The organism is Streptomyces sp. NPDC019890 (genome assembly GCF_044903445.1).
Taxonomy (GTDB): Bacteria; Actinomycetota; Actinomycetes; order Streptomycetales; family Streptomycetaceae; genus Streptomyces.
Window position 1 is genome coordinate 308,863 of record NZ_JBJDQK010000002.1, and the last position, 22,886, is coordinate 331,748.

The following is a 22,886-nucleotide window of genomic DNA, read 5'->3' on the forward strand; positions in this document are numbered from 1 at the left end:
CGGTGGCTGCCCTGACGGCGAGGAACATACCCAGATCAAAGGCGTCTGGGTACGTCCACTTGCTCGTCATACGGCTGTAACCACTCGTCCGCCACCAGATCGAAAGTATCCAGCGGCGAAGTGGATCTATCGCGTGTTTTCAAGTCCTGAAGTCATGAATACGCAGGGCAATGACCTTCGCGATCACTGCTACACACAGCGACAAGTCGCTATGCCGACTGAACCCAAGAGGGGTGGCACTGGGTGCCACACCTCCGAGAGGTGCAGTCGACGCCATTTCGCTCATCTGAGCGCCACCCCTATCAAGGGTGGCGAGAATCACGCGGCCGCGAGGCTTTCCGTCCCATCATCCGGACCCCGTTTCCCGGGCCGAAACACACCGCCTGAGCACGTCGAGATCCACGTCCTCCAGGCTATCCGCGAAGACCCGGCCGGGCGATGCGGGCACCGGCAGCAGCGAGGGCACCACCAGCACCGGGCACCCCGCGGCCTGCGCCGACGCGCTGCCGTCCGGCGAGTCCTCGACCGCCACACAGGACCTGGTCAGCGCGCCGAACCGGGCGGCGGCCGCCTGGTAGGGATCGGGATGCGGCTTGGTCCGTACGGTGTCGTCGGCCGAGAGCGTGAAGGAGAACGGCACATCGGCCAGCGCACCCGCGACCACCGTGTCGACGACAATCCGGGGCGAGGCGCTGACCAGGGCAAACGGCACCTGCATCCGCTCGAGTTCGGCCAGCAGCCGCGCCACGCCGGGGCGCAGCGGGGCCCCGGCCTCGACCCGTGCATGAAAGGACTCCGTCAGCGCCGCCGCCAGCGAGGTGGCACTCAGGGCCACCCCATTGGACTCTTTTGCACTCTTTGTCCCGACGGTGGCCGTTCCCACGGCGCCCGAGACGCGTATCAGATGAGCGGCAGTGTCCTCCACGGCCCGGCCCACGGACACGGCGCCGGGGTCCGGGGCGGAGCCCCAGGGCGGCGCGCAAGCCCGGCCGAGCAATCCGGCCCGCCGCACAAATCAAGCCCCGTGGTGGTCCCCCCGGACGAAGTGTTGGGGGAGATTGAGGACAGGGGGTCCGGGGACGGCGATCCAGCACTACCGCGGGCGCGGCGCAGCCAGCCCCGGCGCCGCGTCAGCCGCCCGACGTGTCCAGTTCCGCATCCGCGCTGACCCCAGCGCAGTCGTACGGGTCCCTCAGCCAGCCCTCCGGCAGCACCACCCGGTTGTTCCCCGACGTACGCCCGCGAGGCCCATCCGCCCCCACCGGCCACGCCTGGTCCAGGTCCAGCTCCGCCAGCAGCGCGTCCAGCTCCGCCAGCGACGACGTGATCGCCAGCTTCTTGCGCATCTCGGAGCCCACCGAGAAGCCCTTCAGATACCAGGCCACATGCTTACGGAAGTCGATCACGCCGCGCGTCTCGTCGCCGATCCACTCCCCCAGCAGCTCCGCATGCCGGCGCATCACCACCGTGACCTCCTTCAGCGTCGGCGTCGCATACGTGCCCGTGCCCTCGAACGCCGCCACCAGGTCCCCGAAGAGCCACGGCCGCCCCAGGCACCCCCGCCCCACGACCACCCCGTCGCAGCCCGTCTCGCGCACCATCCGCAGCGCGTCGTCCGCCGACCAGATGTCGCCGTTGCCGAGCACCGGGACCTCCGGTACGTGCTCCTTCAGCCGGGCGATCGCGTCCCAGTCCGCCGTGCCGCCGTAATGCTGCGCCGCCGTACGCCCGTGCAGCGCGATCGCCGTCACGCCCTCGTCGACCGCGATCCGGCCCGCGTCGAGATACGTGATGTGGTCGTCGTCGATGCCCTTGCGCATCTTCATGGTCACCGGCAGCGCGCCGGCGTTCGAGACGGCCTCGTTCAGGATCGCCCGCAGCAGCGGCCGCTTGTACGGGAGCGCCGAGCCGCCGCCCTTGCGGGTCACCTTCGGCACCGGGCAGCCGAAGTTCAGGTCGATGTGGTCGGCCAGATCTTCGTCCACGATCATCCGAACGGCCTTGCCGACGGTGACCGGGTCCACTCCGTACAGCTGAATGGACCGCGGGGTCTCACTCTCGTCGAAGTGGATGAGCTGCATCGTCTTCTCATTGCGCTCGACCAGCGCCCGCGTCGTGATCATCTCGCTGACGAACAGCCCCTTACCGCCGGAGAACTCACGGCAGAGGGTTCGGAAGGGGGCGTTCGTGATGCCGGCCATCGGCGCGAGCACCACCGGCGGCTGCACGGCGTGCGGGCCGATCCTCAGCGCCGGAGAGGACGTCGACAGGGGCGGGGCGAGCGTGGTCATCCGTCCATTGTCGCGTACGACGCCGGTCATCACTCAGCCGTACTATCCGCGTATGCCCGAGCTCACACACCGACGGCGCCTGCTGGTCCTGGCGATCTGCTGTATGAGCCTGCTGATCGTCAGCGTGGACAACACCATTCTCAATGTCGCGCTGCCCGCCATGCGCAAGGAGCTGGGCGCCTCCGTCGCCGGGATGCAGTGGACCATCGACGCATACACCCTGGTCCTCGCCTCGCTGCTGATGCTCATGGGCTCCACCGCCGACCGGATCGGCCGCCGCCGCATCTTCCGGATCGGGCTCGTGCTGTTCACCCTCGGCTCGGTGCTCTGCTCCCTCGCCCCCAGCCTCGAAGCGCTCGTCGCCTTCCGCATGGTCCAGGCAGTCGGCGGCTCCATGCTCAACCCGGTCGCCATGTCGATCATCACCAACACCTTCACCGACCCGCGTGAACGCGCCCGCGCGATCGGCGTCTGGGGCGGTGTCGTCGGCATCTCCATGGCCGCGGGGCCGCTGGTCGGCGGAGTGCTCGTGGACGGCGTCGGCTGGCGCTCGATCTTCTGGGTCAATCTGCCCGTCGGGATCCTTGCCCTTCTGCTGACCTGGCGTTACCTACCGGACTCCCGCGCCCCGAAGCCACGCGGCCCCGACCCGGTCGGCCAGCTCCTGGTCATCGCCCTGCTCGGATCGCTCACGTACGCGATCATCGAGGCCCCCGCTCCCCTCTTCGCCGTGATCGCCGCCGTCGCGCTCGTCGGACTGCTGCTGTACGAGCCGAGGCGCCGCGAGCCCCTGATCGATCTGCGCTTCTTCCGCTCCGCGCCGTTCAGCGGGGCCACTGTCATCGCGGTGTGCGCCTTCGCCTCACTCGGCGGGTTCCTCTTCATCAACACCCTCTATCTGCAGGACATCCGCGGCCTGTCCGCCCTGCACGCCGGTCTGTACATGCTGCCGATGGCCGCCCTCTGCTTTGTCTGCGCGCCGCTGTCGGGACGGCTGGTCGCCAGCCGCGGACCGCGGCTGTCACTGCTGATCGCGGGCACGGCGATGGCCGCGAGCGGTGTGTTCTTCGCCGCCTTCCGGGCCGAGACGTCGACGCCCCTCATGTTCGCCGGCTATGTCCTGTTCGGCCTCGGCTTCGGCATGGTGAACGCGCCGATCACCAACACCGCCGTCTCCGGAATGCCGCGTGCGCAGGCCGGGGTCGCCGCCGCCGTCGCCTCCACCAGCCGCCAGATCGGGCAGACCCTCGGTGTCGCCGTCATCGGGGCCGTCCTTGCGGCCGGTGTCTCCGCCACCTCGTACACAGCAGGCTTCGTCGCCGCGAGCAGGCCCGCCTGGTGGGTCATCACCGGATGCGGACTGTGCGTACTCGTCGTCGGAGCCCTGACCAGCGGGGCATGGGCACAGCAGACGGCGCGGCGCACGGCGGAGCGGCTTCAGCCGCCGGAGCGGGACCAGGCGCCGTCCACAGCGAGCGCATAGCGGGCACTCAGCCCGTGCTCAGCCGCCGTGGGGCGTGGCTCACCTTCTGCGGAGACGGTGGTGCCGGGTGCGGCCGGTCGGCGAGGATTCGACGGATGAGCCCGAGTCGAACGTGCGAGGAGTGCGGGAGAGAGCTGCCCGGCAAGGGCAGGCGTACGGGAAGTGAGCCGGCGCAGGGCGGCCGGCCCGCCCGCTACTGCTGTGCCGCCTGCCGGCAGCGAGCCTTCCGCCGCCGCTCGGCACAGGACGGCACGGGCCGTACGCAGCCGCCCGCCGCGCCCGGGGACCGTACGCAACCGCCCCGGGCCCCGGCATCGACCACGCCCGTGCGGGGCCGGGAACTGCCGCGTGCACTCGACTCCTTCGTCGGCCGCGGTCGCGAACTGTCCCGGCTGCGCACCCTGATGAAGTCGGCGCGGCTGCTGACCCTCACCGGCCCCGGCGGGGTCGGCAAGACCCGACTCGCGCTGGAATTCGCCGGGAGCCTGCGCGGCGGCGCCGACGGCCGGGCAGCCCAGTTCGTCGAGCTGGACTCGCTGCACGACGGCAATCAGCTGCCCCAGGTCGTGGCCACCGCACTGGGCCTGGGCGAGCGCGGCGGCCGCAGCGGCGTCGAGATGCTCGCCCACACACTGGGCGACCGTTCGATGCTGCTGATCCTGGACAACTGCGAGCACCTGGCCGAGCCGTGCGCACAGCTGGCCGCTGCACTGCTGAGCCGGTGCCCCCGGCTACGGATCCTCGCCACCAGCCGCGAGGTGCTGCGGGTTCCGGGCGAAGTGGTGTTCCGGGTCGGCGAACTGTCCCTGTCACCGCTCGCCGCCGAGGGCGACCCGGCAGCGGTGCTGCAGGCCGATGCCGTACGGCTCTTCGTGGAGCGCGCCGCCGGCCGCGTACCCGGATTCGCGCTGGACGCCGCCAACGCCCGGACCGTGGCGGAGATCTGCCGGCGTCTTGACGGGATGCCGCTGGCCATCGAGCTGGCGGCCCGCCGCACCGGAGCGCTTCCGCTGAGCGACATCCTGGCCGGCCTGGACGACCAGCTCGCGCTTCTGACGGACGGCAGCAGGACCGGGCCCGGCCGGCATCGCGAACTGGCCGCGGCGATCGACTGGAGCCATCGATTACTGGACCCGGAGGAGCAGACCCTCTTCCGCCGTCTCGCCGTCCTCGTCGGCGGATTCGACGCCGTGGGCGCGGCCGCGGTCTGCGCCGACGGCGGGGTGCCGCCGCGTGATGTGCTGCGCGTGCTGTGCGCCCTGGAGGCCAAGTCCTTGATCGTACGGCTGCCGGGAACCGAAGACACCGCGAGATTCAGGCAGTTGAGCGCCATCCGCGCCTACGCGCTGGACCGGCTCGCCGACTCCGGCGAACTGCACAGGACCTGGCAGCGGGCGCTGGACTGGCTGACCGGTCTGCTGGAGCCCACCGCCGGACAGATCTTCGCCGACCAGATCGGCGGAGCACCGGCGAGGGAACGGGAGAACCTTGCGGCGGCAGTCGCCTACGCCACCGGTCGCGACGGCAGGCCGCCCCTCGGGCTGGCCCTCGCGCTCGCTCGGGTGCGCTTCCAGCAGGAGCAGCTGACGGCCGCCCGCGCCCTGCTGACCCAGGTACTCGCGCAGGACGACGGCTCCGCCCACAGCGGTGCGGCACTGGCGCTCGCCGCACGCGCCGCCTGCCAGCAGCAGGACCCGGCAGCCGCGCTGCACTTCGCGGAGCAGGCGGTGGCGATCGAGCGGCGGCGCGACAACCCCACCGCACTCGCCAACGCCCTGGACGCCCGGGCCGCCGCCCTGGTGTGCGGCGGCGAGTTCGCCCGGGCCGTCGCCGACTTCGCGGAGTGCCTGGACATCGTCGCCGCACTCGGCCGACCTCGCGAGACGGCGTGGTGCCGCCACCATCTGGCCTGGGCTCTGCTGCACATCGGCAAGGCGGCCGAGGGCGACGAGCTGATGTCGTCCTGCCTGCCGCTGCTGCGCGGACAGTCCCCCTGGGCGCAGTCGGCGGCCGCGCTGCACACCGCCGGTGCGATCCGGCTCTCCCTGGGCGATGCCGACGCGGCCCAGAGCCTGTTCGCCGAGGGCCTGCGCACGGTGCCCGGCGAGAGCTTCCACGCGCTGTATCCGCTGGAGGGGCTTGCCGTCGTGGCGGCCGAGCGGGGCCAGATGAAGCGGTCGCTGCGGCTGTTCGCGGCCGCTGCGCAGGCGCGCAGACGGCTGGACACCGAGCCGGAGGCCGAGTGGCAACGGCAGGTCGAGTCGGCGACGGACCGCGCGGCGGCGGCGCTGACCCCGGCGGGGCGGGACACCGCGGTGGCCCAGGGACGCGGGATGGGCTGGCAGCGGCTGATCGCCTACGCCCTGCGCGGGACCGGCGAAGGACTGATACCGGCCGTCCGTACGGACAACGGGCAGTCCCCGCTCACCGGGCGGGAGATGACAGTGGCGGCGCTGGTCGCCGAGGGACTGACCAATCGCGAGATCGCGGCCCGTCTGGATCTGTCGGCGAGCACCGTCTCGACCCACCTCGACAACGTGCGGGACAAGCTGGGCATGCGCTCGCGCACGCAGATCGCGCTGTGGGTGGCCGGTCGGGAGCAGCGCCGGGCCGCCCCCGTGCACGATCCGCGCCGCGGCGAGGTTTCGTAACGCCGCCAAGTCGCCGGTCATCCGAACGATCCGCGCGCCCGCCGCAGCGACCAGTCTGAGCGGAACAGGGCATTCCAAGGACCCGACGGCGTGGATCCGGTTCCTCCCCCCACGGAATGCCCTGCCTGGACAGTAATCCGGCAAGGAGACGCGATGCGGCACGACCACGATGCGGACGGCGAACACACGAGCTCGAGGCGGGCGTTCATCAGAACGAGTTCGGTGGGAATGACCGCCGCCCTTGTGGCGACGAGCGCGGCCGGTGCCGCCCTGGCGGCACCGGTGAGCCCGGTGCAGGAGGCACGCGCGGTGGGACGCCCGCTCGCCGTCACGCCCGCCTGCGACGGTCACGAGACCCCTGCGGCGACCGAGGGCCCGCTCTTCAAACCGCAGTCCCCCGAGCGGACGGACTTCATCACCCCCGCGATCCGCGGAGTGCGGCTCGAACTGAGCGGCATCGTCTACGACACCGCCTGCAAGCCCCTGCCCGGGTCGCTCATCGAGTTCTGGCAGTGCGACCAGAACGGCGACTACGACACCGCTGGCTTCTCGCTGCGGGGACACCAGTACACCAACAGCAGGGGCGCGTTCCGGCTGAGCACGATCATCCCCCGGGACTACTGGGGCCGTTGGGGCCAGCGGGCTCCCCACATCCACACCCAGGTCCAGGCCCCCGGCGGACCGGTGCTCGTCACCCAGCTGTACTTCCCCGACAACACCCAGGCGTACGGAAGGGACTTCGCCACGCTCAACGCCGCGGACCGACTCCTCAACCGGGCCTGCACGATCGCGCTGGCAGGCCCGAAGGACGGCGGTTACACCGGCGCCTTCGACTTCGTCATCCAGACCACGGCCAAGTAGCCGACCGCCGATCACTCAAGGATTTCCGTGATGAATACGAGCAAGTCATCCCGGCGCCTGCATCTCGGACGGCGGCCGCTGGTGGCGGCGCTGGCCGCGGGCGCCATCGCGGCCGGGGGCCTGATCGCCGCCGGCACGGGCTGGGCCGGACCCGCGCCCGCCGCCAGGGACGCGGCGGCCGCACCGGCGCGCGTCGCCGGACAGTGGCAGTCGACCACGGTCCCGGTGGCCAAGGGCGACATCACCGCCGTGGCCGCGCTCAGCGACAAGCAGGCCTGGTCCGTCGGCTACCGGCTGAAGAGCGACACCGAGTTGGAAACCCTGGCCCTGCACTGGGACGGCACGTCCTGGACTCAGCAGTCGACACTGCCGGACGGCAGCTTCCCGCAGGCGCTCGCCGTACGGTCGGCCAGTGACATCTGGGCGGTCGGTGCGACGGCGGTCCACTGGGACGGCACCTCCTGGACCACGCGCAATCTCGACCGTGACCCCGCGGGCCGACTGACACCCGACGCAGTGGTGACGACGTCCGACGGGAAGGCCTGGACGGCCGGCCGCGCGGTGCCGCAGGGCATCAAGAACGGCGTCCCCGCCATCCAGGCGTGGGACGGCACGGCCTGGCGCAGGCAGACCCTGCCCGACGTCGGCAAGGGCGAACTCACCAGCCTCACCGCCGTCGCACCGGACGACATCTGGGCGGCGGGCACGTCCTTCGCCACCGACGACGCCACGGAGACGGCCCTGCTGCTGCACTGGGACGGCACCTCCTGGACGCGGGTCGCCGCGCCCACCGCCGCCAAGGACGAGCACCGCTGGCTCAGCGGCATCACCGCACTGGGTGCCGACGACATATGGGCGGTGGGCGGTTCGACGTCCAAGGGAGGCGATCGCCCCTACGCGGTCCACTGGGACGGCAAGAAGTGGACCGACGTCAAAACACCCGAGATCGCCGACGGCCGGCTTCGAGCCGTCGGTAGGGCCGGGGACGGCAAGCTGTGGGCGGTCGGCGGCAAGGGCGCCGTCTCACTCGCCCTGCGCTTCGACACGCAGCAGCGCCGCTGGGAGAAGGCAGCCGACCCCGGTGTGGTGGTGCGAGCGTTCACCACTGTGCCGAACACCGCAGGCCTGTGGACCGTGGGCATCGCCAAGCAGGGCGACCTGGTCCCGGCAGTGACCCGCTTCACGGGCTGACCGGCACACCGAACCCGGGCCCGGACCGCACGCCACGGTCCGGGCCCGGACCCGTGCGGAAGTTCTTGCGCGCTCAGACCTCGGCGAGCGCCAACGCCTGGAGTTTCTCGAGCCGTTCGCGGCTCTGCTCGTCGAGGGGTACGTAACTGATCAGGCGCGCGCCCGTGGTGGGCCCCAGCCAGAGGTTGTTGTGCTCCAGGTGCAGCAGGCCGACATGGGCGTTGCGGATCAGCTTGGTCCTGCCGCCCTGGCTGACGACCTCATGGCGCGCCCACACCTCGCGGAACTCCTCCGAGACCGTCTCAAGACGCCCCAGCAGTGCCGTCCAGGCGGGCTCGGCGAGATGCTCGGCCATTGACGCACGGAACTTGGCCGCCATCGTCCGGTTCACGTCCCCCACATCGGCGACCGCCGCCCGCCAGTCGTCGTTGGTGAAGGCGAGGATCATGCAGTTGCGGTCCTCGGGCGGCACTGCGTCGAGGTCGCAGAGCAGCCGTCCGTACGTCCGGTTGTAGGCGAGGATGTCGTACCGGCTGTTCTGGATGCAGGCCGGGATCGGTTCCAGCTGCTCCAGCAGCTGCCGCAGCGCCGGCGTGACGGTCGGGCAGGACCCGCCCGGCGCCGGGTCGGCGGCCGCGGCCAGCGCGAAGAGATGGGCGCGCTCGCTCTGGTCGAGGAGCAGCGCGCGGGCGAGCGCGTCGAGGACCTGCGGGGAGACCTGGATGTCCCTGGCCTGCTCCAGCCAGGTGTACCAGGTGACGCCGACGGCGGAGAGCTGGGCCACCTCTTCCCGGCGCAGCCCGGGGGTGCGCCGGCGGCGGCCGCGCGGCAGGCCGACCTGCTCGGGCGTGATCCGCTCGCGACGGCTGCGCAGAAAGCCCGCGAGCTCATGCCTTCGTACGTCGGACTCCTGCACCATCGTCGTCATACTCCCAGGGTGCCGAACGGCCCGGACCATTGCCAGGTAGTGCTTGTACCAGGATAAAGACACTCTGGTACCAGGCTGAGCGGGGGCGCATTGTCGAGGACGTGAGTGAGACCAGTGTCCTTTCCCAAGAGCCCGTCCGCGCCGGTAACGGCCGGAGCGGGCCTGTCCTCGGCCCGCTCGGGCTGTTCACCCTGCTGCTCGGTGCGGCACTTCCGCTGATCGACTTCTTTATCGTCAATGTCGCCCTGCCGACCATCGACCACGACCTGGCCGCGGGCCCGGCACTCCTTGAACTGGTGATCGCCGGATACGGACTTTCGTACGCCGTGCTCCTCGTCCTCGGCGGACGGCTCGGCGACATGTTCGGCCGCCAGCGGCTCTTTCTGGTCGGCATGGCCGCCTTCGGACTGACCTCCCTGGCGTGCGGCCTCGCGCCGGACGCCTGGACGCTGGTCGGAGCGCGGGTGGCCCAGGGCGCCGCGGCCGCGCTGATGATGCCTCAGGTGCTCGCCACCATCCAGGCGGCGACGGCCGGACCGCGCCGGGCCCGGGCGATGAGCCTTTACGGAGCGACCGCCGGTCTTTCGATGGTCGCCGGGCAGATCCTGGGCGGCGTGCTCGTCGCCGCCGACATAGCGGGCAGCGGCTGGCGCGCGGTCTTCCTGGTGAACGTGCCGGTGGCGCTGATCGGCCTGGTGCTGGCGGTCCGCTCGGTGCCGAGGACGCGCGCCGAGCGCCCCGCGCCGGTCGATGTGCCCGGGACGCTGCTGCTGACCGTGGCCCTGGTGACGCTGCTGGCGCCGCTGACGGAGGGGCGGGCCGCCGGCTGGCCGCTGTGGACCTGGATCGCGCTGGCGGTGTTCCCGCTCGCGGCCGTCGCCTTCTACCGGGTGGAGCGGCGCGCGGACCGGCAGGGGCGTACGCCGCTGGTGCCGCCGAGCCTGTTCGCGCAGGTCTCGCTGCGGCGTGGGCTCGCGCTGGTGCTGCCGTTCTCGATCGGCTTCGGCGGCTTCATGTTCGTGATCGCGGTGGCGATGCAGCAGGGGGCCGGGATGGGGGCCGTCGCCTCCGGTCTGGCACTGGCGCCGATGGCGCTGGCCTTCTTCGTGGCGTCGCTGGCGGGGCCGCGGCTGGTCGTGCGGTACGGGAGCCGGATCGTGACGGCGGGCTCGGTTCTGCAGGCCGTGGGCATCTCGGTACTGGCGCTGACCGTGTGGGACACCTGGCCGCACGTGGGGTTCGTGGAACTGCTGCCGGGCGTCGCGCTCGCCGGCTTCGGCCAGGGCCTGCAACTGCCGGTGATCTTCCGCATCGTGCTCTCCGACGTACCGATGGAGCGGGCCGGGGTGGGCAGCGGGGTGATGGTGACGACCCAGCAGTCCGCGCTGGCGCTGGGCGTGGCCACGCTCGGCTCGCTGTTCCTGTCGCTGGTCACTTCGGCGGGGATGCGTGAGGCGCTGACGGTCACACTGCTGGTGCAGTTGGGGATGGTGGTACTGGTGGGTCTGCTCAGCCTGCGCCTGCCGCGCACGGTCAACTGATGGCGCGCGGACTGTCATGACCGGGCGCCCGGACATGACCGTGACCGGACATGACCGTGGGCCCGGATCGCACACTGCGATCCGGGCCCACGGTGTTGATCAGGCCTCGCCCTGCGGCGACTGGTCGGGCGACTGGTCGTCCGTCTCGCCCTGGGCGCGCTCGCGCATCTTGCGCACCAGCTCCTGCTTGTGGTCGGCGGCTGCCTTGCGGTCGGCGTTGCGCGCCGGACCGTTGCCCTGCTGGTCGGCGCGCGACAGCTTCTTGCGCTGTCCGCCCACGCCGAGGAGGTTGTTACGGCTCTTGGCCACGGGGTTCTCCCATGAGAAGTGACTCGGGACTCGTCAGACGGGGGCGGTAATCGACCGCCGCCCTCTCACTCGTAGATCTGGAAGAACGAAGACATGCACGTGACGCTACCGCGCCGGGGGCAGTCTGAGCACATCGGTTTCGAGCGGGTGGCCGGTTCAGCCGGGTCAGCAGCTGCGGGGAACCGTCACGCGCTGGGGTCGACCGTCGCCTGGTGGGCATCCGCCAGGTGTTCCTCCGCCTTCAGCCAGGGCAGGAACTGCGCCCCTTTGCGCCAGCCGCAGGTGTCGCAGGTCAGCATGCGCTGCATGCCCGATTTCCGTACATGCACGACGTGTTCGCGGCCGTGCTGATCCCATCTGCTGACCTTGCTCGTGGTCATGGACGGCATCGTTCCTCCAGGTGATGGGTGCGCCCAGTGTGCAGCAGGTTCAACATCAACAGCACTACCTTGTCGCGCTATTGCCCCACCCGTCGCCCCGCATGCGCCCGGCGGGCGCTCGGGCGCCACCTTCCAGGAAGCGCAGCATCCGGGCAGCGTGTCGATGAACTCCTCGACGTCCGCGACCCGTTGGCGCTTACGGCACGGGGGCACGCAAAGGCCGGCCGGGCCGTGGGCCCGGCCGGCCGGTGAAGCGAGTGGTCAGCAGCCGAGCAGACGGCTGCCCAGGTACTGCTGGATCTGGTCCAGCGAGACACGCTCCTGCGTCATCGTGTCGCGCTCGCGCACGGTGACGGCGTTGTCATCGAGGGTGTCGAAGTCGACGGTGACGCAGAACGGGGTGCCGATCTCGTCCTGACGGCGGTAGCGGCGGCCGATGGCGCCCGCGTCGTCGAACTCGATGTTCCAGTTCTTGCGCAGGTCCGTGGCGAGACCCTTGGCCTTCGGGGAGAGCTGCGGGTTGCGGGACAGCGGCAGCACGGCCACCTTGACGGGCGCGAGGCGCGGGTCGAGGCGCATCACGGTGCGCTTCTCCATGACGCCCTTGGCGTTGGGGGCCTCGTCCTCGTTGTAGGCGTCGAGGAGGAAGGCGAGCATGGCGCGGCCGACACCGGCGGCGGGCTCGATGACGTACGGGGTCCAGCGCTCGCCGGCTTCCTGGTCGAAGTACGACAGGTCGTTGCCGGAGGCCTTGGAGTGCGCCGAGAGGTCGAAGTCGGTGCGGTTGGCGACGCCCTCGAGCTCGCCCCACTCGTTGCCGCCGAACTGGAAGCGGTACTCGATGTCGGCGGTGCGCTTGGAGTAGTGGGAGAGCTTCTCGGCCGGGTGCTCGTACCAGCGCATGTTCTCCTCACGGAGACCCAGGTCGCGGTACCAGTTCCAGCGCTGCTCCATCCAGTATTCCTGCCACTTCTCGTCCTCGCCCGGCTTGACGAAGAACTCCATCTCCATCTGCTCGAACTCGCGGGTGCGGAAGATGAAGTTGCCGGGCGTGATCTCGTTGCGGAAGGACTTGCCCATCTGGGCAATGCCGAACGGCGGCTTCTTGCGCGAAGTCTGCTGCACCTGGGCGAAGTTGGTGAAAATACCCTGGGCGGTCTCGGGGCGCAGATAGGCGATGGAGCCGGAGTCCTGGGTGGGGCCGAGGTGCGTGGCGAGCAGGCCGGAGAACTGCTTGGGCTCGGTGAACTGGCCCTTGTTGCCGCAGTTGGGGCAGTTGACCTCGGCAAGGCTCTCGGGCAGACGGCCGTGCTTCGCCTCGAACGCCTCCTCCAGGTGGTCGGCACGGAACCGCTTGTGGCAGGAGGTGCACTCGGTGAGCGGGTCGGTGAAGGTGGCGACGTGGCCGGAGGCCTCCCAGACCTCGGTGGCCAGGATCACCGACGAGTCGATACCGACGACGTCCTCACGGGAGGTGACCATGTAGCGCCACCACTGGCGCTTGATGTTCTCCTTGAGCTCGACGCCGAGCGGGCCGTAGTCCCAGGCGGCCTTCTGACCACCGTAGATCTCACTACAGGGATAGACGAAGCCACGGCGCTTGCTCAGGCTGACGATGGTGTCGATCTTGTCGGCGGCCACGGTGCTCTCTTCATTACGACGACGACGGGAATTAACAGGTGCGGCGCGAAGCGCCTCGGTGAGGGGTGGTGGTCGGGAGACGGGCGGGCGAATGCTTCAGGTTACCGGCGGCCGCACCCCCCGGATCAAATCGGTAAGGGCCAGGGGCGGCTCGGCTGCTTTGTTGACAATCGTTTCCAGTTTTGTTGAAAATGACTGTCATGAACGTACGCCGCCCCATACCCGCCACCGCCGCCGCCGGAGCCGTCGCCCTCGGCCTCATGGCCGTCTCCGCCTGCTCCGGCTCCGCCGCCGACGGCCGGAGCAGCGACGGCAAGCTGAAGGTGGTGGCGTCGTTCTACCCCATGCAGTATCTCGCCGAGCAGATCGGCGGCGAGCATGTCTCGGTCTCCGCCCTCACCCCGCCCGGCATCGAGCCGCACGACCTCGAGCTCAAGCCCCGCCAGACCGCCGAGCTGAACGAAGCGGGCTACATCCTCTACCTCAAGGGCATCCAGCCCGCCGTCGACAAGGCCATCGCCCAGTCCGAGGCGAAGAACAAGCTCGACGCCGCCACCCTGACCAAGCTGGAGCACCACGGCACGGAGGGCGGCCACAGCCACGAGGGCGAGGAGGCCGGGCACGACGAGCACGGTCACGAGGGCGAGGCCGGCGCCGACCCGCACATCTGGCTCGACCCCGTGAAGTACGCCGAGGTCGCCAAGGGTGTCGGCACGTCGCTGGAGAAGGCCGACCCGGACCACGCGACGGACTACAAGAAGAACACCGACGCGCTTGTCACCAAGCTGAACGGGCTGCACACCGAATACCGGTCGGGCCTCAAGAACACCGCGACCAAGACCTTCATCACCACCCACTCCGCCTTCGGCTACCTCGCCGAGCGGTACGGCCTGGACCAGGAGGGCATCGCGGGCCTCGACCCCGAGTCCGAGCCCAGCCCGGCCCGTATCAAGGAGCTGCAGGCCGTCGCGGTGAAGGACAAGGTCAGCACGGTCTTCTTCGAGACCCTGGCCAGCGACAAGACCGCCAAGACCCTCGCCGAGGACGCCGGCCTGAAGACGGACGTCCTCGATCCGCTCGAGGGGATCACGGACAAGTCCAAGGGCCGCGACTACATCGAGGTCATGGAATCCAACCTCGCCGCGCTGCAGAAGGCTCTCGGCGCGAAGTGACGTACGACGTGGACGACGTATCGGAGGCACGAGCGATGGAGCCCGTCATATCCGTCAGCGGGGCACAGGCCACGCTCGGCTCGCGGCCCGTGCTGCGCGGCATCGACCTCACCGTGCAGCGCGGTGAGGTCGTCGCGCTGCTCGGCGCCAACGGTTCGGGCAAGTCGACCGCCGTGCGCTCGGTGATCGGCCAAGTGCCGCTCACCGGCGGCGAGATCGCCCTGTTCGGCACCGAGCTGCGCCGTTTCCGGGAGTGGTCGCGCATCGGTTACGTACCGCAGCGCACCACCGCCGCGAGCGGTGTGCCCGCGACCGTGCGGGAGGTCGTCTCCTCCGGTCGTCTCTCGCGTACGAGGCTGGGCCGGCACTCCAAGGCGGACCGGGCGGCCGTGCAGCGCGCCATCGAGCTCGTCGGGCTCGCCGACCGCGCCAAGGACTCGGTGAGCGCCCTGTCCGGCGGCCAGCACCAGCGGGTGCTGATCGCCCGTGCGCTCGCCTCCGACCCCGAACTGCTGATCATGGACGAGCCGATGGCGGGCGTGGACCTCGTCAGCCAGGAGATCCTCGCCGGGACACTGCGCGAGCAGGTCGCCGCCGGGACGACGGTGCTGCTGGTGCTGCACGAGCTGGGTGCGCTGGAGCCGCTCATCGACCGCGCGGTGGTGCTGCGCGACGGCTGCGTCGTCCATGACGGGCCCCCGCCGAAGGCCGTGGGGCAGCACGCCCTGCCCGGCCACGACCACGTACATCCGCACGCGGCCGACGAGCCGCTCCGCACGGGACTGCTGACCTGATCATGGAAATCCTCGAGACCGCCTTTATGCAGCGGGCGCTCATCGCGGCCGTGCTCGTCGGCATCACCGCGCCCGCCGTCGGCATCTATCTTGTGCAGCGCCGGCAGGCGCTGATGGGCGACGGAATCGGACATGTCGCGATGACCGGTGTCGGCCTCGGCTTTCTCCTGTCGACCAACCCCGTGTGGATGGCGACGCTTGTCTCCGTCGTGGGCGCGGTCGCGATGGAGCTGATCCGGGCGTACGGACGCACCCGCGGCGACATCGCCCTCGCGATGCTCTTCTACGGCGGTATGGCGGGCGGCGTCCTGCTGATCAACATCTCGGACACCGGGTCGACGGCGAATCTGAGCTCGTACCTGTTCGGATCGCTCTCCACGGTCTCCGAAGAGGACCTGACGGCGATCGCGCTGCTCGCCGCGTTCGTGGTACTCGTCTCGCTGGGGCTGCGGCGGCAGCTGTTCGCCATCAGCCAGGACGAGGAGTTCGCGCGGGTGACCGGGCTGCCGGTGCGGGCGCTCAATCTGCTGATCGCCGTCACCGCGGCGGTCACGGTGAGCGTGGCAATGCGGGTGGTCGGCCTGCTGCTGGTCAGCGCCCTGATGGTGGTGCCGGTGGCCGCGGCACAGCAGATCTCACGGTCGTTCAAGGCCACCTTCGCCCTGGCCGTGGCGATCGGTATCGCCGTCTCGCTGGCCGGAACCGTCACCTCCTACTACCAGGATGTGCCGCCGGGAGCGACGATCGTATTGCTGGCCATCGCGGTCTTCGTGACGCTGACCGCACTGGCTGTACCCCTGGCGAGGCGACGTGCACGCGCCGTGGAGGCGACTACGGCGGAGTGCACCGCGGACCTGCCCGGCACCCGGCGGCCGAGCGACGACGTCAAGGTCTGAGTCCGGGCCTGGCACAATGACCCGACGTACGTAGGTATGGCGGGCGAAGCGAGGAGGCACCTGTGGCGACGGCGCCAACGGGCGGGAACACCGCCCCTGTGCGAGGCCGGTCGACCCGGCAGCGTGCCGCGGTGGCGGCGGCGCTCGACGAGGTGGATGAGTTCCGCAGTGCCCAGGAGCTGCACGACATGCTCAAGCACCGCGGCGACTCGGTGGGCCTGACCACGGTCTATCGCACGCTGCAGTCCCTCGCCGACGCGGGCGAGGTGGATGTGCTGCGTACTTCCGAGGGCGAGTCGGTCTACCGGCGCTGCTCGACCGACGACCATCACCACCACCTGGTGTGCCGCGTGTGCGGCAAGGCGGTGGAGGTGGAGGGCCCGGCGGTGGAGCAGTGGGCGGAGACGATCGCGGCGCAGCACGGGTATGTGAACGTGGCGCACACGGTGGAGATCTTCGGCACGTGCGCGGAGTGCGCGGGCTCCTCGGCGTAGGGCTGACGGGACCGGGCTTGCCCCGTGCCGGGTGCGGGCTTCGGGCTTGCCCCGGACCACGGGGGCGGCCGGGAGCTGAGTGCGGGGTGCGGGCTTGCCCCGTGCCGGGAGCGCACCGTCTGGGGCCGCTTCGGGGCTCGAATTCTGGACTGCTTTCCTCACCGCGCTTCGCGCGAGCTGCGCCCTTTTACGTCCAGAACACGACCCCTACGCGTCCCCCTCCCCGCTGAACGCCATGGCGCACACTGCCGCGTGAACCACGAGCTCCCTACGCTTGCCCGGTGACGCCACCCAGTTCGCCCCCCTCTGTCGCTTCCGCCAACTGGCTCCAGCGTTCGGCTTCGTCCAGCCGATCCAATCGGGACATGAGGGTGACAAGAGTGCGCATAGCATGGGGATTACCTTGAATCGCTGCCCGTTCAGCCCAGGTCTCGGCTTCGGTGAGCTCGCCGGCTTGCGCCAAGTGCTCCGCGAGTCTGAGCATAATCCCAGAGTGCCGTAGAACAGCTGATTTTCCATATGCAGCGACCAGTGAGAACGCATTGCGTGACAGATTGCCATGGGCGAGATCTGCCGCAGTGCGGCGCCATTCGTTCGAGGTCGCGGTGTCGCCGCGCTCAGCGTGCGAGGTCGCCAGCTTATCCGCAGCCCGCGGGTCTCCGAGCGCGGCGCCTCGCTTGAACCACTGTTCAGCATCATCCTTTTGGCCTTGCTCGGCCAGGAGTTCGCCAAATTCCAGCATTGCGTTGGATTGACCTAAGTCGCCACCTTCGCCAGGCCAAAGCTGACCGGGCTCGGCCGCGATGACGTCGGCGTATGCCTGCTCAGCTCCGTCTCTGTACCAAATGAGCGCCCCCTCTATGTCACCTTGATCGCGCAGGAGCCTGGCAAGATTCCCCATTGCTCCAGAGTGGTGTAGCTCTGCCGAGGCTCGGTACCAATGTTCGGCGGTCGCAACATCGCCTTGCCGCTGAAGCAAGTACCCCAGGTTGCACATTGCATTGGAATCGCCCAACTCGGCTGCCCTGAGATACCAAATTTCGGCTTCCTCGGGCGCGCCGCGCCCCGACAGATAGAAGCCAAGTGTGCTCATTCCCCAGATACTTCCGAGGCTGGCCGCTTGCCGAAACCAGCGCTCGGCGAGCTCTGGCACCGCAGCCTCAAAGAACCGGTGCCCAAGGATCGTCATGGCATCGGTGTCACCACCGTCGGCCGCCTGGGTGTACCAACGTTCTGCCGCGTCTTGATCGTCCCGCTCCTCCCACAGCCATCCGAGGTTGCGCATCGCCCTTGTATCGCCTTGATCAGCTGCTGCCTGCCAGGCCTCCTCGGCGATGACGCGCATACCGTAGTAGTACGCGTGCACACCGATCTCGACTCCAACGGGTCCGGCGCTTCGAGCGAGCAACAGGCGCCAGGTGGCTTCATCCGCTCGGGCGCGCTGCAGCGACGGATCGCCTTGGTCCTGGGCGAACTCGACCAATATGTCCGACACCCTGTATCCGGCCGCTTGGCCGATCGAAGTGCGGACTGCAAGGATCGCCGAGATCTCGCCTCCTACCGGTGTCTTCGCCCATCGTAGGGAGCCATCGAGCCAATCCGTGTCAGCGGGCGCATTGCCCTCGGCAGCCAGGATTCTCATCGCGAGTATTTCCAGAAGCTCAACCGGAATGGGGCCGGAGTAGCCGCAGCTCCGAGCCAGGACTGCTGCGGTGATTACTGCTTGACCGCCACGATGTCCGCTGGGCTTCTTCCAGTGATTGATCAGATCGTCCGTGCCCGCGAGGACCGCCGTCACGTTTCCGTGATCCGCAAGCCGAACGGCAGCATTCAACCGCGGATCCAATGAGGCCAGGGTGACGGCGCGGGCGAGTTCCAGGTCGCTGAACCTACTTGATGTGTCGAAGCGCACCGCCCGCTCCGGCCCGGATGGGCGGCCAGACCAGCGAGCAAGCAGACCCAGAACCTCCTGGGCATTCTGATTTATGCTTTGGTTCTCCCTGGTGAGGGGTCCAGCAACGAGCCGGTCAAGTTCCTCGCTGCGGACCGTTCCAGCCAGGAGAACATTTCCGTGACGTCCCATCAGTATCTGCTTGACCGTGGCACCGGTCATCGCATCTGCCACAAAGAACTTCTCGATGTCATCCAGCCACAGCACGCACCGTGAGAGGTCAGCCCCGGCCGCTACGAGTGCATTGATCTTCTGGCCCGTGTCCGGACGGAGGAAGTACCAGTCGGGAACCTCGGCACGAAGCGCCTCGTACAGGCAGCGCGTTTTTCCAGCGGCGGAACCGCCGACCAGGACGACCAAGCCGCCTGCAACAGTGTGCCCTCTCAGCCATGCGCGGAGATCCGCGTCCAGGTCGCGAGGGACGTACTCCGGATACTCCTCCGACAGTTCCGGATCGGATTCTTCGGGAAGAGGGATCGCGGCATGAATGTTCAACACCAGCCGCCCGGTCACCTGCTCGACCCTCTCGTGTCGGCCACCCACCGCACCAAATGCCTCATCTCGCAGGCCAGACTGCTGCAATGGCCGTGACAGTCGAACACTCAGCGCCTCGAGCAATCCCTTGGCCAGTCCTGCACCCAGAACCGCCGCGCCGATCAGAACAGTCATCCAGGCAGGAACGTGGATTGGCAGGCCAGTTGATACCGCAGCCAGCACCGCTGCGGCGATGACCGCTATCAGTGATACCGCGTAGATCAGCCGCTTTCCCCCCATGGGACAAGCATGGGCAGTCGTGTCCATAGGTGTCTACAGGCTCTCACCGGTGCGGGTGGTCGCGGCACGAGGATCGGATGCGCGTCCGCCCGGTGGACCAGGCGTGCCGGCCGGCGCAGCGACGGCGGTTCCTAGCGGTCGTAGCAGTCGTAGGAGCCGTCGTCGTTGCGGCCGACGCTGTTGTGGTCCCAGCAGTGCATAGCCGGTGCGACGGTGTACACGCGCCAGGTCAGCGCGACGGCCACACATGCGGTGGCCACCAGGGCAGGGCGGGAGCGGCGTCCCGCGAAGAAAAGACCGGCCACAGCGGCCCCGGCGGCGAGGACGGCGAAGAAAAGCGCGAGCCCGGCGTCGTTGTCGCGCAGCCCGGGGAACGTCTCCATCTCGATGGTGCTCATGATGCTTGCGTAGGCGAACAGCGCCGCGACCGCGAAGAGCACGGCGCCGCCACATCCACGTCCGCTCATGCAGAGGTGCCCTCGGGCCGCCCCCGCATCGCCTCCAGCTCCTCGTTCGGGATCGCACCGCCGAACCGCCGGTCCCGCTGCGCGTACTCCAGGCACGCCCGCCACAGGTCCCGCCGGTCGAAGTCCGGCCACAGCACGTCCTGGAAGACCATCTCCGCGTAACTGCTCTGCCAGATCAGGTAGTTGGACGTACGCTGCTCGCCGCTCGGCCGCAGGAAGAGATCCACGTCCGGCATGTCCGGGTAGTACAGGTACTTCGCGAAGGTCTTCTCGTTCACCTTCGACGGGTCGAGCTTCCCCGCCGCCACGTCCCGCGCGATCGCCTGCGCCGCGTCCGCGACCTCCGCCCGTCCGCCGTAGTTGACGCAGAAGTACAGCGTCATCGCGTCGTTGTCCTTCGTCTGCTCCTGCGCGACCTGGAGCTCCTGGACGACCGACTTCCACATCTTCGGCATCCGCCCCACCCAGCGGATACGGATACCGAGCTCGTTCATCTCGTCGCGGCGACGCCGGATCACGTCCCGGTTGAAGTTCATCAGGAACCGCACCTCGTCGGGCGAGCGCTTCCAGTTCTCGGTGGAGAAGGCGTACAGCGAGAGGTTCTTGACGCCCATCTCCAGGCAGCCCTTGAGCACGTCGAGGACGACACCCTCGCCGACCTTGTGCCCCTCGGTGCGCGGCAGACCGCGCTCTTTGGCCCAGCGGCCGTTGCCGTCCATCACGCACGCCACATGGTTCGGCACCAGCTCGCCGGGGATCTTCGGCGGACGGGCGCCCGACGGGTGCGGCTCGGGGACCTTGTACTCGCGGCGGGACCGACCCAGGATTCCGCGTCGTGCCATGCGGCTCACATCTCCTATTTCTCTACGTATCTCAGCGAGCGCAGGCCGCGCTCCAAGTGCCAGTGCAGATAGGCGGACACCAGCCCGCTGCCCTCCCTGACGTGGCGCGCCTCGCACGCGTCCGCCGTGGGCCAGTCACCGGTCAGCAGTGCGCTGAGCAGACCGATGGCCTCCGCAGAGGGTACGACGCTGCCGGGCACCCGGCAGTCGCCGCATATGACGCCGCCGGCGGCGACGGAGAAGAAGCGGTTCGGCCCGTGCAGGCCGCATTTCGCGCAGTCCTCGAAGCTGGGCGCGTAGCCGTTGACGGCGAGGGAGCGCAGCAGGAAGGCGTCGAGGACGAGGTTCGGCGCGTGCTCGCCGCGGGCGAGGGTGCGCAGGGCGCCGACGAGGAGGAGGTACTGCTGGACCGCCGGCTCGCCCTCGTGGTCGGTGAACCGCTCGGCGGTCTCCAGCATGGCGGTACCGGCGGTGTAGCGGGCGTAGTCGGTGACGATGCCGCCACCGTACGGAGCGATGGTTTCACTCTGGGTACAGAGCGGAAGCCCGCGGCCGACGAGTTCACTGCCGCGGGCGAAGAACTGCACGTCGACGTGCGAGAACGGCTCCAGCCGCGCCCCGAACTTGGACTTGGTCCGCCGCACGCCCCGGGCGACGGCCCGTACGCGCCCGTGCCCGCGCGTGAGCAAGGTGATGATGCGGTCGGCCTCGCCGAGCTTCTGGGTGCGCAGCACGACGCCGTCGTCGCGGAAAAGACTCATCGCGCGCCCCCACGGGTGTCCGGCCGGGGGCCCGGGGGGTGTCCCCCGGGTGAGCACAGCATGATGCGGTCGGCCTCACCCAGCTTCTGGGTGCGCAGCACGACGCCGTCATCACGGATCAGGCTCATGGCGCCATTGTCCCGTACGGCCGGCGGCCGACCGCCATCGGATGGGTCAATCCTCCACGCGCTCCTCAAGACGCACGGTCACCGAGTCTCCGGCCTCCTTGCCGATCGCCTTGCGCACGTCCGCCTTCACCGGCAGCTTGTGCGTGCCGTCCCCGAGCGCCATGAACGAGCTACGGAACGGATGACCGTCGATCGTCCCTCGGACCTTGACCAGGCCCCGGGTGCCGAAGTGCTCGACGGACTCGGGCCACACCAGGTAGGTCCAGCCGCCCTTCTCAGGGCTCTTCTGCAGGGTTGCGGTGAATTTCTTGTCCATGCAGGGAGGACTGCGGGGACCGGAAGAACTCATCGGGCCGACGAGGAGACGCAGCGAGTTCCACGTATACAACTGGGCAGGTATATTGATATACTCGGCCGTATATACATGGGAGGCCTTGCTCATGAGCCGCACTGTCATCGACTTGGACGACGACGCACTCGAAGCCGCCGCCAAGGAGCTCGGCACCACCACCAAGCGCGACACCATCAACACGGCACTGCGCGAAGTGACCGCTCGCTATCGACGGCTCCGCTCCCTCGAGGAGGCCCGCCGACTCGTCGCCGATGGAGCCTTGGACATGGACATCCTCCTCGACAAGCGCATATACCGGGGCGGGCGGGAGGCGACGACCGGGCAGACGGGGGCGGATGAGTGAGCGTCGCTGATTACCTCATCGACACCTCCGCCCTCGCCCGAGTCCTGCTCGGGCAGGTCACGGCCGAGTGGGACGAAAATATCGGCGCCGGTCTCGTCGCGATGTGCGATTTCACGGAGCTCGAAGTCCTGTACTCGGCCCGCTCAGCCGCACATCGCGAGCAGCTGCAGCATGAACTCGACACTCACTACGCCTGGTGCCCGGTCCCGGACGGCATCTACCGACGAGCTCGCGTCGTCCAGGAGCAGCTCACCGCGAAGGGCGAGCATCGCAGCGCGGGCCCCGTCGATCTCCTTGTGTCGGCGGTCGCGGAGGAAGCGGGCCTGACGCTCCTGCACTACGACCGCGACTTCAGCACGATCGCCCGAGCCACCGGGCAGCCGGAACGCATGATCGACCTTCGGGGCTGACGACGGATACGTTGTCGCCCCTGACACTCCAACGCCCAGCGCCGAAGCGCTGATTGCGGACATACCCGCGTTCGCCGGCTTTGCCCGTACGGCGACGATACTCAGACTCGCCGCGGGCGACCCTGGCGCGAAGGACAGCTCCGTCGGCGGTCCGTTGCCGTGGCCCGCCGACGAGCCGTGGCCGCTGTGCCGGGGTCCGCATCCGGTGGAGGTCCGCCACAACGGC

At 69.3% G+C, this 22,886-nt stretch carries 23 protein-coding genes; 11 read left to right on the forward strand and 12 right to left on the reverse strand.

What is annotated here, in order from left to right; all coding sequences use genetic code 11:
- Window positions 1–346: 346 nt before the first annotated feature.
- Entirely contained in the window at window positions 347–835 is a 489-nt protein-coding gene (locus tag ACI2LP_RS05825; RefSeq protein WP_404723306.1) for an HAD family hydrolase, read from the reverse strand.
- A 295-nt stretch (window positions 836–1,130) separates the two neighbouring features.
- A complete protein-coding gene (gene dusB, locus ACI2LP_RS05830) occupies window positions 1,131–2,291 on the reverse strand; it encodes a tRNA dihydrouridine synthase DusB (RefSeq protein WP_404723307.1) in 1,161 nt (386 codons plus the stop codon).
- A gap of 52 nt (window positions 2,292–2,343) precedes the next feature.
- On the opposite strand from dusB, the gene ACI2LP_RS05835 reads away from it, so the two are divergent.
- From ACI2LP_RS05835 to ACI2LP_RS05850, 4 genes are all read left to right on the forward strand, one after another.
- The gene (locus tag ACI2LP_RS05835) at window positions 2,344–3,774 is read left to right on the forward strand and encodes an MFS transporter (protein ID WP_404723308.1); all 1,431 of its coding nucleotides are present in this window, start codon (window positions 2,344–2,346) and stop codon (window positions 3,772–3,774) included.
- A 95-nt stretch (window positions 3,775–3,869) separates the two neighbouring features.
- Window positions 3,870–6,425 carry an ATP-binding protein gene (locus ACI2LP_RS05840; protein ID WP_404723309.1) on the forward strand — a complete coding sequence of 852 codons (2,556 nt, stop codon included), beginning with the start codon at window positions 3,870–3,872 and terminating at the stop codon, window positions 6,423–6,425.
- Window positions 6,426–6,653: 228 nt separating this feature from the next.
- Window positions 6,654–7,286, forward strand: coding sequence for a dioxygenase (locus ACI2LP_RS05845; protein ID WP_404723310.1), 633 nt, complete (start codon window positions 6,654–6,656; stop codon window positions 7,284–7,286).
- Window positions 7,287–7,316: 30 nt separating this feature from the next.
- Window positions 7,317–8,477 (forward strand): hypothetical protein, encoded by a 1,161-nt coding sequence (locus tag ACI2LP_RS05850; RefSeq protein ID WP_404723311.1) that lies wholly within the window; start codon window positions 7,317–7,319, stop codon window positions 8,475–8,477.
- 73 nt (window positions 8,478–8,550) lie between these two features.
- Here ACI2LP_RS05850 and ACI2LP_RS05855 read toward each other — a convergent pair whose 3' ends face one another.
- Window positions 8,551–9,405 (reverse strand): helix-turn-helix domain-containing protein, encoded by an 855-nt coding sequence (locus ACI2LP_RS05855; protein WP_404723312.1) that lies wholly within the window; start codon window positions 9,403–9,405, stop codon window positions 8,551–8,553.
- A gap of 101 nt (window positions 9,406–9,506) precedes the next feature.
- On the opposite strand from ACI2LP_RS05855, the gene ACI2LP_RS05860 reads away from it, so the two are divergent.
- Window positions 9,507–10,946 (forward strand): MFS transporter, encoded by a 1,440-nt coding sequence (locus ACI2LP_RS05860; RefSeq protein WP_404723313.1) that lies wholly within the window; start codon window positions 9,507–9,509, stop codon window positions 10,944–10,946.
- A 99-nt stretch (window positions 10,947–11,045) separates the two neighbouring features.
- On the opposite strand, the gene ACI2LP_RS05865 is transcribed toward ACI2LP_RS05860, so the two are convergent.
- From ACI2LP_RS05865 to ACI2LP_RS05875, 3 genes are all read right to left on the reverse strand, one after another.
- Entirely contained in the window at window positions 11,046–11,255 is a 210-nt protein-coding gene (locus tag ACI2LP_RS05865; protein ID WP_404723314.1) for a DUF6243 family protein, read from the reverse strand.
- Between the two features lie 185 nt (window positions 11,256–11,440).
- Window positions 11,441–11,644 (reverse strand): hypothetical protein, encoded by a 204-nt coding sequence (locus ACI2LP_RS05870; protein WP_404723315.1) that lies wholly within the window; start codon window positions 11,642–11,644, stop codon window positions 11,441–11,443.
- Between the two features lie 252 nt (window positions 11,645–11,896).
- A complete protein-coding gene (locus ACI2LP_RS05875; RefSeq protein ID WP_404723316.1) occupies window positions 11,897–13,276 on the reverse strand; it encodes a glycine--tRNA ligase in 1,380 nt (459 codons plus the stop codon).
- Window positions 13,277–13,476: 200 nt separating this feature from the next.
- Here ACI2LP_RS05875 and ACI2LP_RS05880 point away from each other — a divergent pair, with 200 nt between their 5' ends.
- From ACI2LP_RS05880 to ACI2LP_RS05895, 4 genes are all read left to right on the forward strand, one after another.
- On the forward strand, window positions 13,477–14,448 hold the full coding sequence (locus ACI2LP_RS05880) for a metal ABC transporter substrate-binding protein (RefSeq protein ID WP_404723317.1): 972 nt from the start codon (window positions 13,477–13,479) through the stop codon (window positions 14,446–14,448).
- 35 nt (window positions 14,449–14,483) lie between these two features.
- The gene (locus tag ACI2LP_RS05885; protein WP_404723741.1) at window positions 14,484–15,242 is read left to right on the forward strand and encodes a metal ABC transporter ATP-binding protein; all 759 of its coding nucleotides are present in this window, start codon (window positions 14,484–14,486) and stop codon (window positions 15,240–15,242) included.
- A gap of 2 nt (window positions 15,243–15,244) precedes the next feature.
- A complete protein-coding gene (locus ACI2LP_RS05890) occupies window positions 15,245–16,138 on the forward strand; it encodes a metal ABC transporter permease (protein WP_404723318.1) in 894 nt (297 codons plus the stop codon).
- Between the two features lie 62 nt (window positions 16,139–16,200).
- Window positions 16,201–16,632 carry a Fur family transcriptional regulator gene (locus tag ACI2LP_RS05895; RefSeq protein WP_404723319.1) on the forward strand — a complete coding sequence of 144 codons (432 nt, stop codon included), beginning with the start codon at window positions 16,201–16,203 and terminating at the stop codon, window positions 16,630–16,632.
- Window positions 16,633–16,900: 268 nt separating this feature from the next.
- Here the strand turns inward: ACI2LP_RS05895 and ACI2LP_RS05900 are convergent, their stop codons facing one another.
- The 6 genes from ACI2LP_RS05900 to ACI2LP_RS05925 all read right to left on the reverse strand — a co-directional run bounded on the left by ACI2LP_RS05900 (window position 16,901) and on the right by ACI2LP_RS05925 (window position 21,871).
- Window positions 16,901–19,357 (reverse strand): tetratricopeptide repeat protein, encoded by a 2,457-nt coding sequence (locus ACI2LP_RS05900; protein ID WP_404723320.1) that lies wholly within the window; start codon window positions 19,355–19,357, stop codon window positions 16,901–16,903.
- Window positions 19,358–19,488: 131 nt separating this feature from the next.
- Entirely contained in the window at window positions 19,489–19,824 is a 336-nt protein-coding gene (locus tag ACI2LP_RS05905) for a hypothetical protein (protein ID WP_404723321.1), read from the reverse strand.
- The gene (locus tag ACI2LP_RS05910; protein ID WP_404723322.1) at window positions 19,821–20,666 is read right to left on the reverse strand and encodes an isoprenyl transferase; all 846 of its coding nucleotides are present in this window, start codon (window positions 20,664–20,666) and stop codon (window positions 19,821–19,823) included. Before ACI2LP_RS05910 ends, ACI2LP_RS05905 begins: the two co-directional genes overlap by 4 nt.
- Window positions 20,667–20,680: 14 nt before the next feature.
- Window positions 20,681–21,427 carry a DNA repair protein RecO gene (gene recO / locus ACI2LP_RS05915; protein WP_360879981.1) on the reverse strand — a complete coding sequence of 249 codons (747 nt, stop codon included), beginning with the start codon at window positions 21,425–21,427 and terminating at the stop codon, window positions 20,681–20,683.
- Window positions 21,424–21,555 (reverse strand): hypothetical protein, encoded by a 132-nt coding sequence (locus tag ACI2LP_RS05920; protein ID WP_404723323.1) that lies wholly within the window; start codon window positions 21,553–21,555, stop codon window positions 21,424–21,426. Before ACI2LP_RS05920 ends, recO begins: the two co-directional genes overlap by 4 nt.
- 46 nt (window positions 21,556–21,601) lie before the next feature.
- Window positions 21,602–21,871 (reverse strand): DUF1905 domain-containing protein, encoded by a 270-nt coding sequence (locus ACI2LP_RS05925; protein WP_404723324.1) that lies wholly within the window; start codon window positions 21,869–21,871, stop codon window positions 21,602–21,604.
- A 124-nt stretch (window positions 21,872–21,995) separates the two neighbouring features.
- Here ACI2LP_RS05925 and ACI2LP_RS05930 point away from each other — a divergent pair, with 124 nt between their 5' ends.
- On the forward strand, window positions 21,996–22,250 hold the full coding sequence (locus ACI2LP_RS05930; protein WP_404723325.1) for a type II toxin-antitoxin system VapB family antitoxin: 255 nt from the start codon (window positions 21,996–21,998) through the stop codon (window positions 22,248–22,250).
- Window positions 22,247–22,660, forward strand: a complete 414-nt coding sequence (locus ACI2LP_RS05935; protein WP_404723326.1) for a PIN domain nuclease — start codon at window positions 22,247–22,249, stop codon at window positions 22,658–22,660. Before ACI2LP_RS05930 ends, ACI2LP_RS05935 begins: the two co-directional genes overlap by 4 nt.
- The last annotated feature ends 226 nt before the right edge of the window (window positions 22,661–22,886 follow it).

Coding starts and splice junctions, on each gene's coding strand:
- ACI2LP_RS05900 (WP_404723320.1), bottom strand. CDS start 19,357: ATGGGGGGAAAGCGGCTGATCTACGCGGTATCACTGATAGCGGTCATC.
- ACI2LP_RS05870 (WP_404723315.1), bottom strand. CDS start 11,644: ATGCCGTCCATGACCACGAGCAAGGTCAGCAGATGGGATCAGCACGGC.
- ACI2LP_RS05845 (WP_404723310.1), top strand. CDS start 6,654: ATGACCGCCGCCCTTGTGGCGACGAGCGCGGCCGGTGCCGCCCTGGCG.
- ACI2LP_RS05920 (WP_404723323.1), bottom strand. CDS start 21,555: ATGAGCCTGATCCGTGATGACGGCGTCGTGCTGCGCACCCAGAAGCTG.
- ACI2LP_RS05855 (WP_404723312.1), bottom strand. CDS start 9,405: ATGACGACGATGGTGCAGGAGTCCGACGTACGAAGGCATGAGCTCGCG.
- ACI2LP_RS05835 (WP_404723308.1), top strand. CDS start 2,344: ATGCCCGAGCTCACACACCGACGGCGCCTGCTGGTCCTGGCGATCTGC.
- recO (WP_360879981.1), bottom strand. CDS start 21,427: ATGAGTCTTTTCCGCGACGACGGCGTCGTGCTGCGCACCCAGAAGCTC.
- ACI2LP_RS05840 (WP_404723309.1), top strand. CDS start 3,870: ATGAGCCCGAGTCGAACGTGCGAGGAGTGCGGGAGAGAGCTGCCCGGC.
- ACI2LP_RS05910 (WP_404723322.1), bottom strand. CDS start 20,666: ATGGCACGACGCGGAATCCTGGGTCGGTCCCGCCGCGAGTACAAGGTC.
- dusB (WP_404723307.1), bottom strand. CDS start 2,291: ATGACCACGCTCGCCCCGCCCCTGTCGACGTCCTCTCCGGCGCTGAGG.
- ACI2LP_RS05890 (WP_404723318.1), top strand. CDS start 15,245: ATGGAAATCCTCGAGACCGCCTTTATGCAGCGGGCGCTCATCGCGGCC.
- ACI2LP_RS05930 (WP_404723325.1), top strand. CDS start 21,996: ATGAGCCGCACTGTCATCGACTTGGACGACGACGCACTCGAAGCCGCC.
- ACI2LP_RS05925 (WP_404723324.1), bottom strand. CDS start 21,871: ATGGACAAGAAATTCACCGCAACCCTGCAGAAGAGCCCTGAGAAGGGC.
- ACI2LP_RS05880 (WP_404723317.1), top strand. CDS start 13,477: ATGAACGTACGCCGCCCCATACCCGCCACCGCCGCCGCCGGAGCCGTC.
- ACI2LP_RS05850 (WP_404723311.1), top strand. CDS start 7,317: ATGAATACGAGCAAGTCATCCCGGCGCCTGCATCTCGGACGGCGGCCG.
- ACI2LP_RS05885 (WP_404723741.1), top strand. CDS start 14,484: ATGGAGCCCGTCATATCCGTCAGCGGGGCACAGGCCACGCTCGGCTCG.
- ACI2LP_RS05905 (WP_404723321.1), bottom strand. CDS start 19,824: ATGAGCGGACGTGGATGTGGCGGCGCCGTGCTCTTCGCGGTCGCGGCG.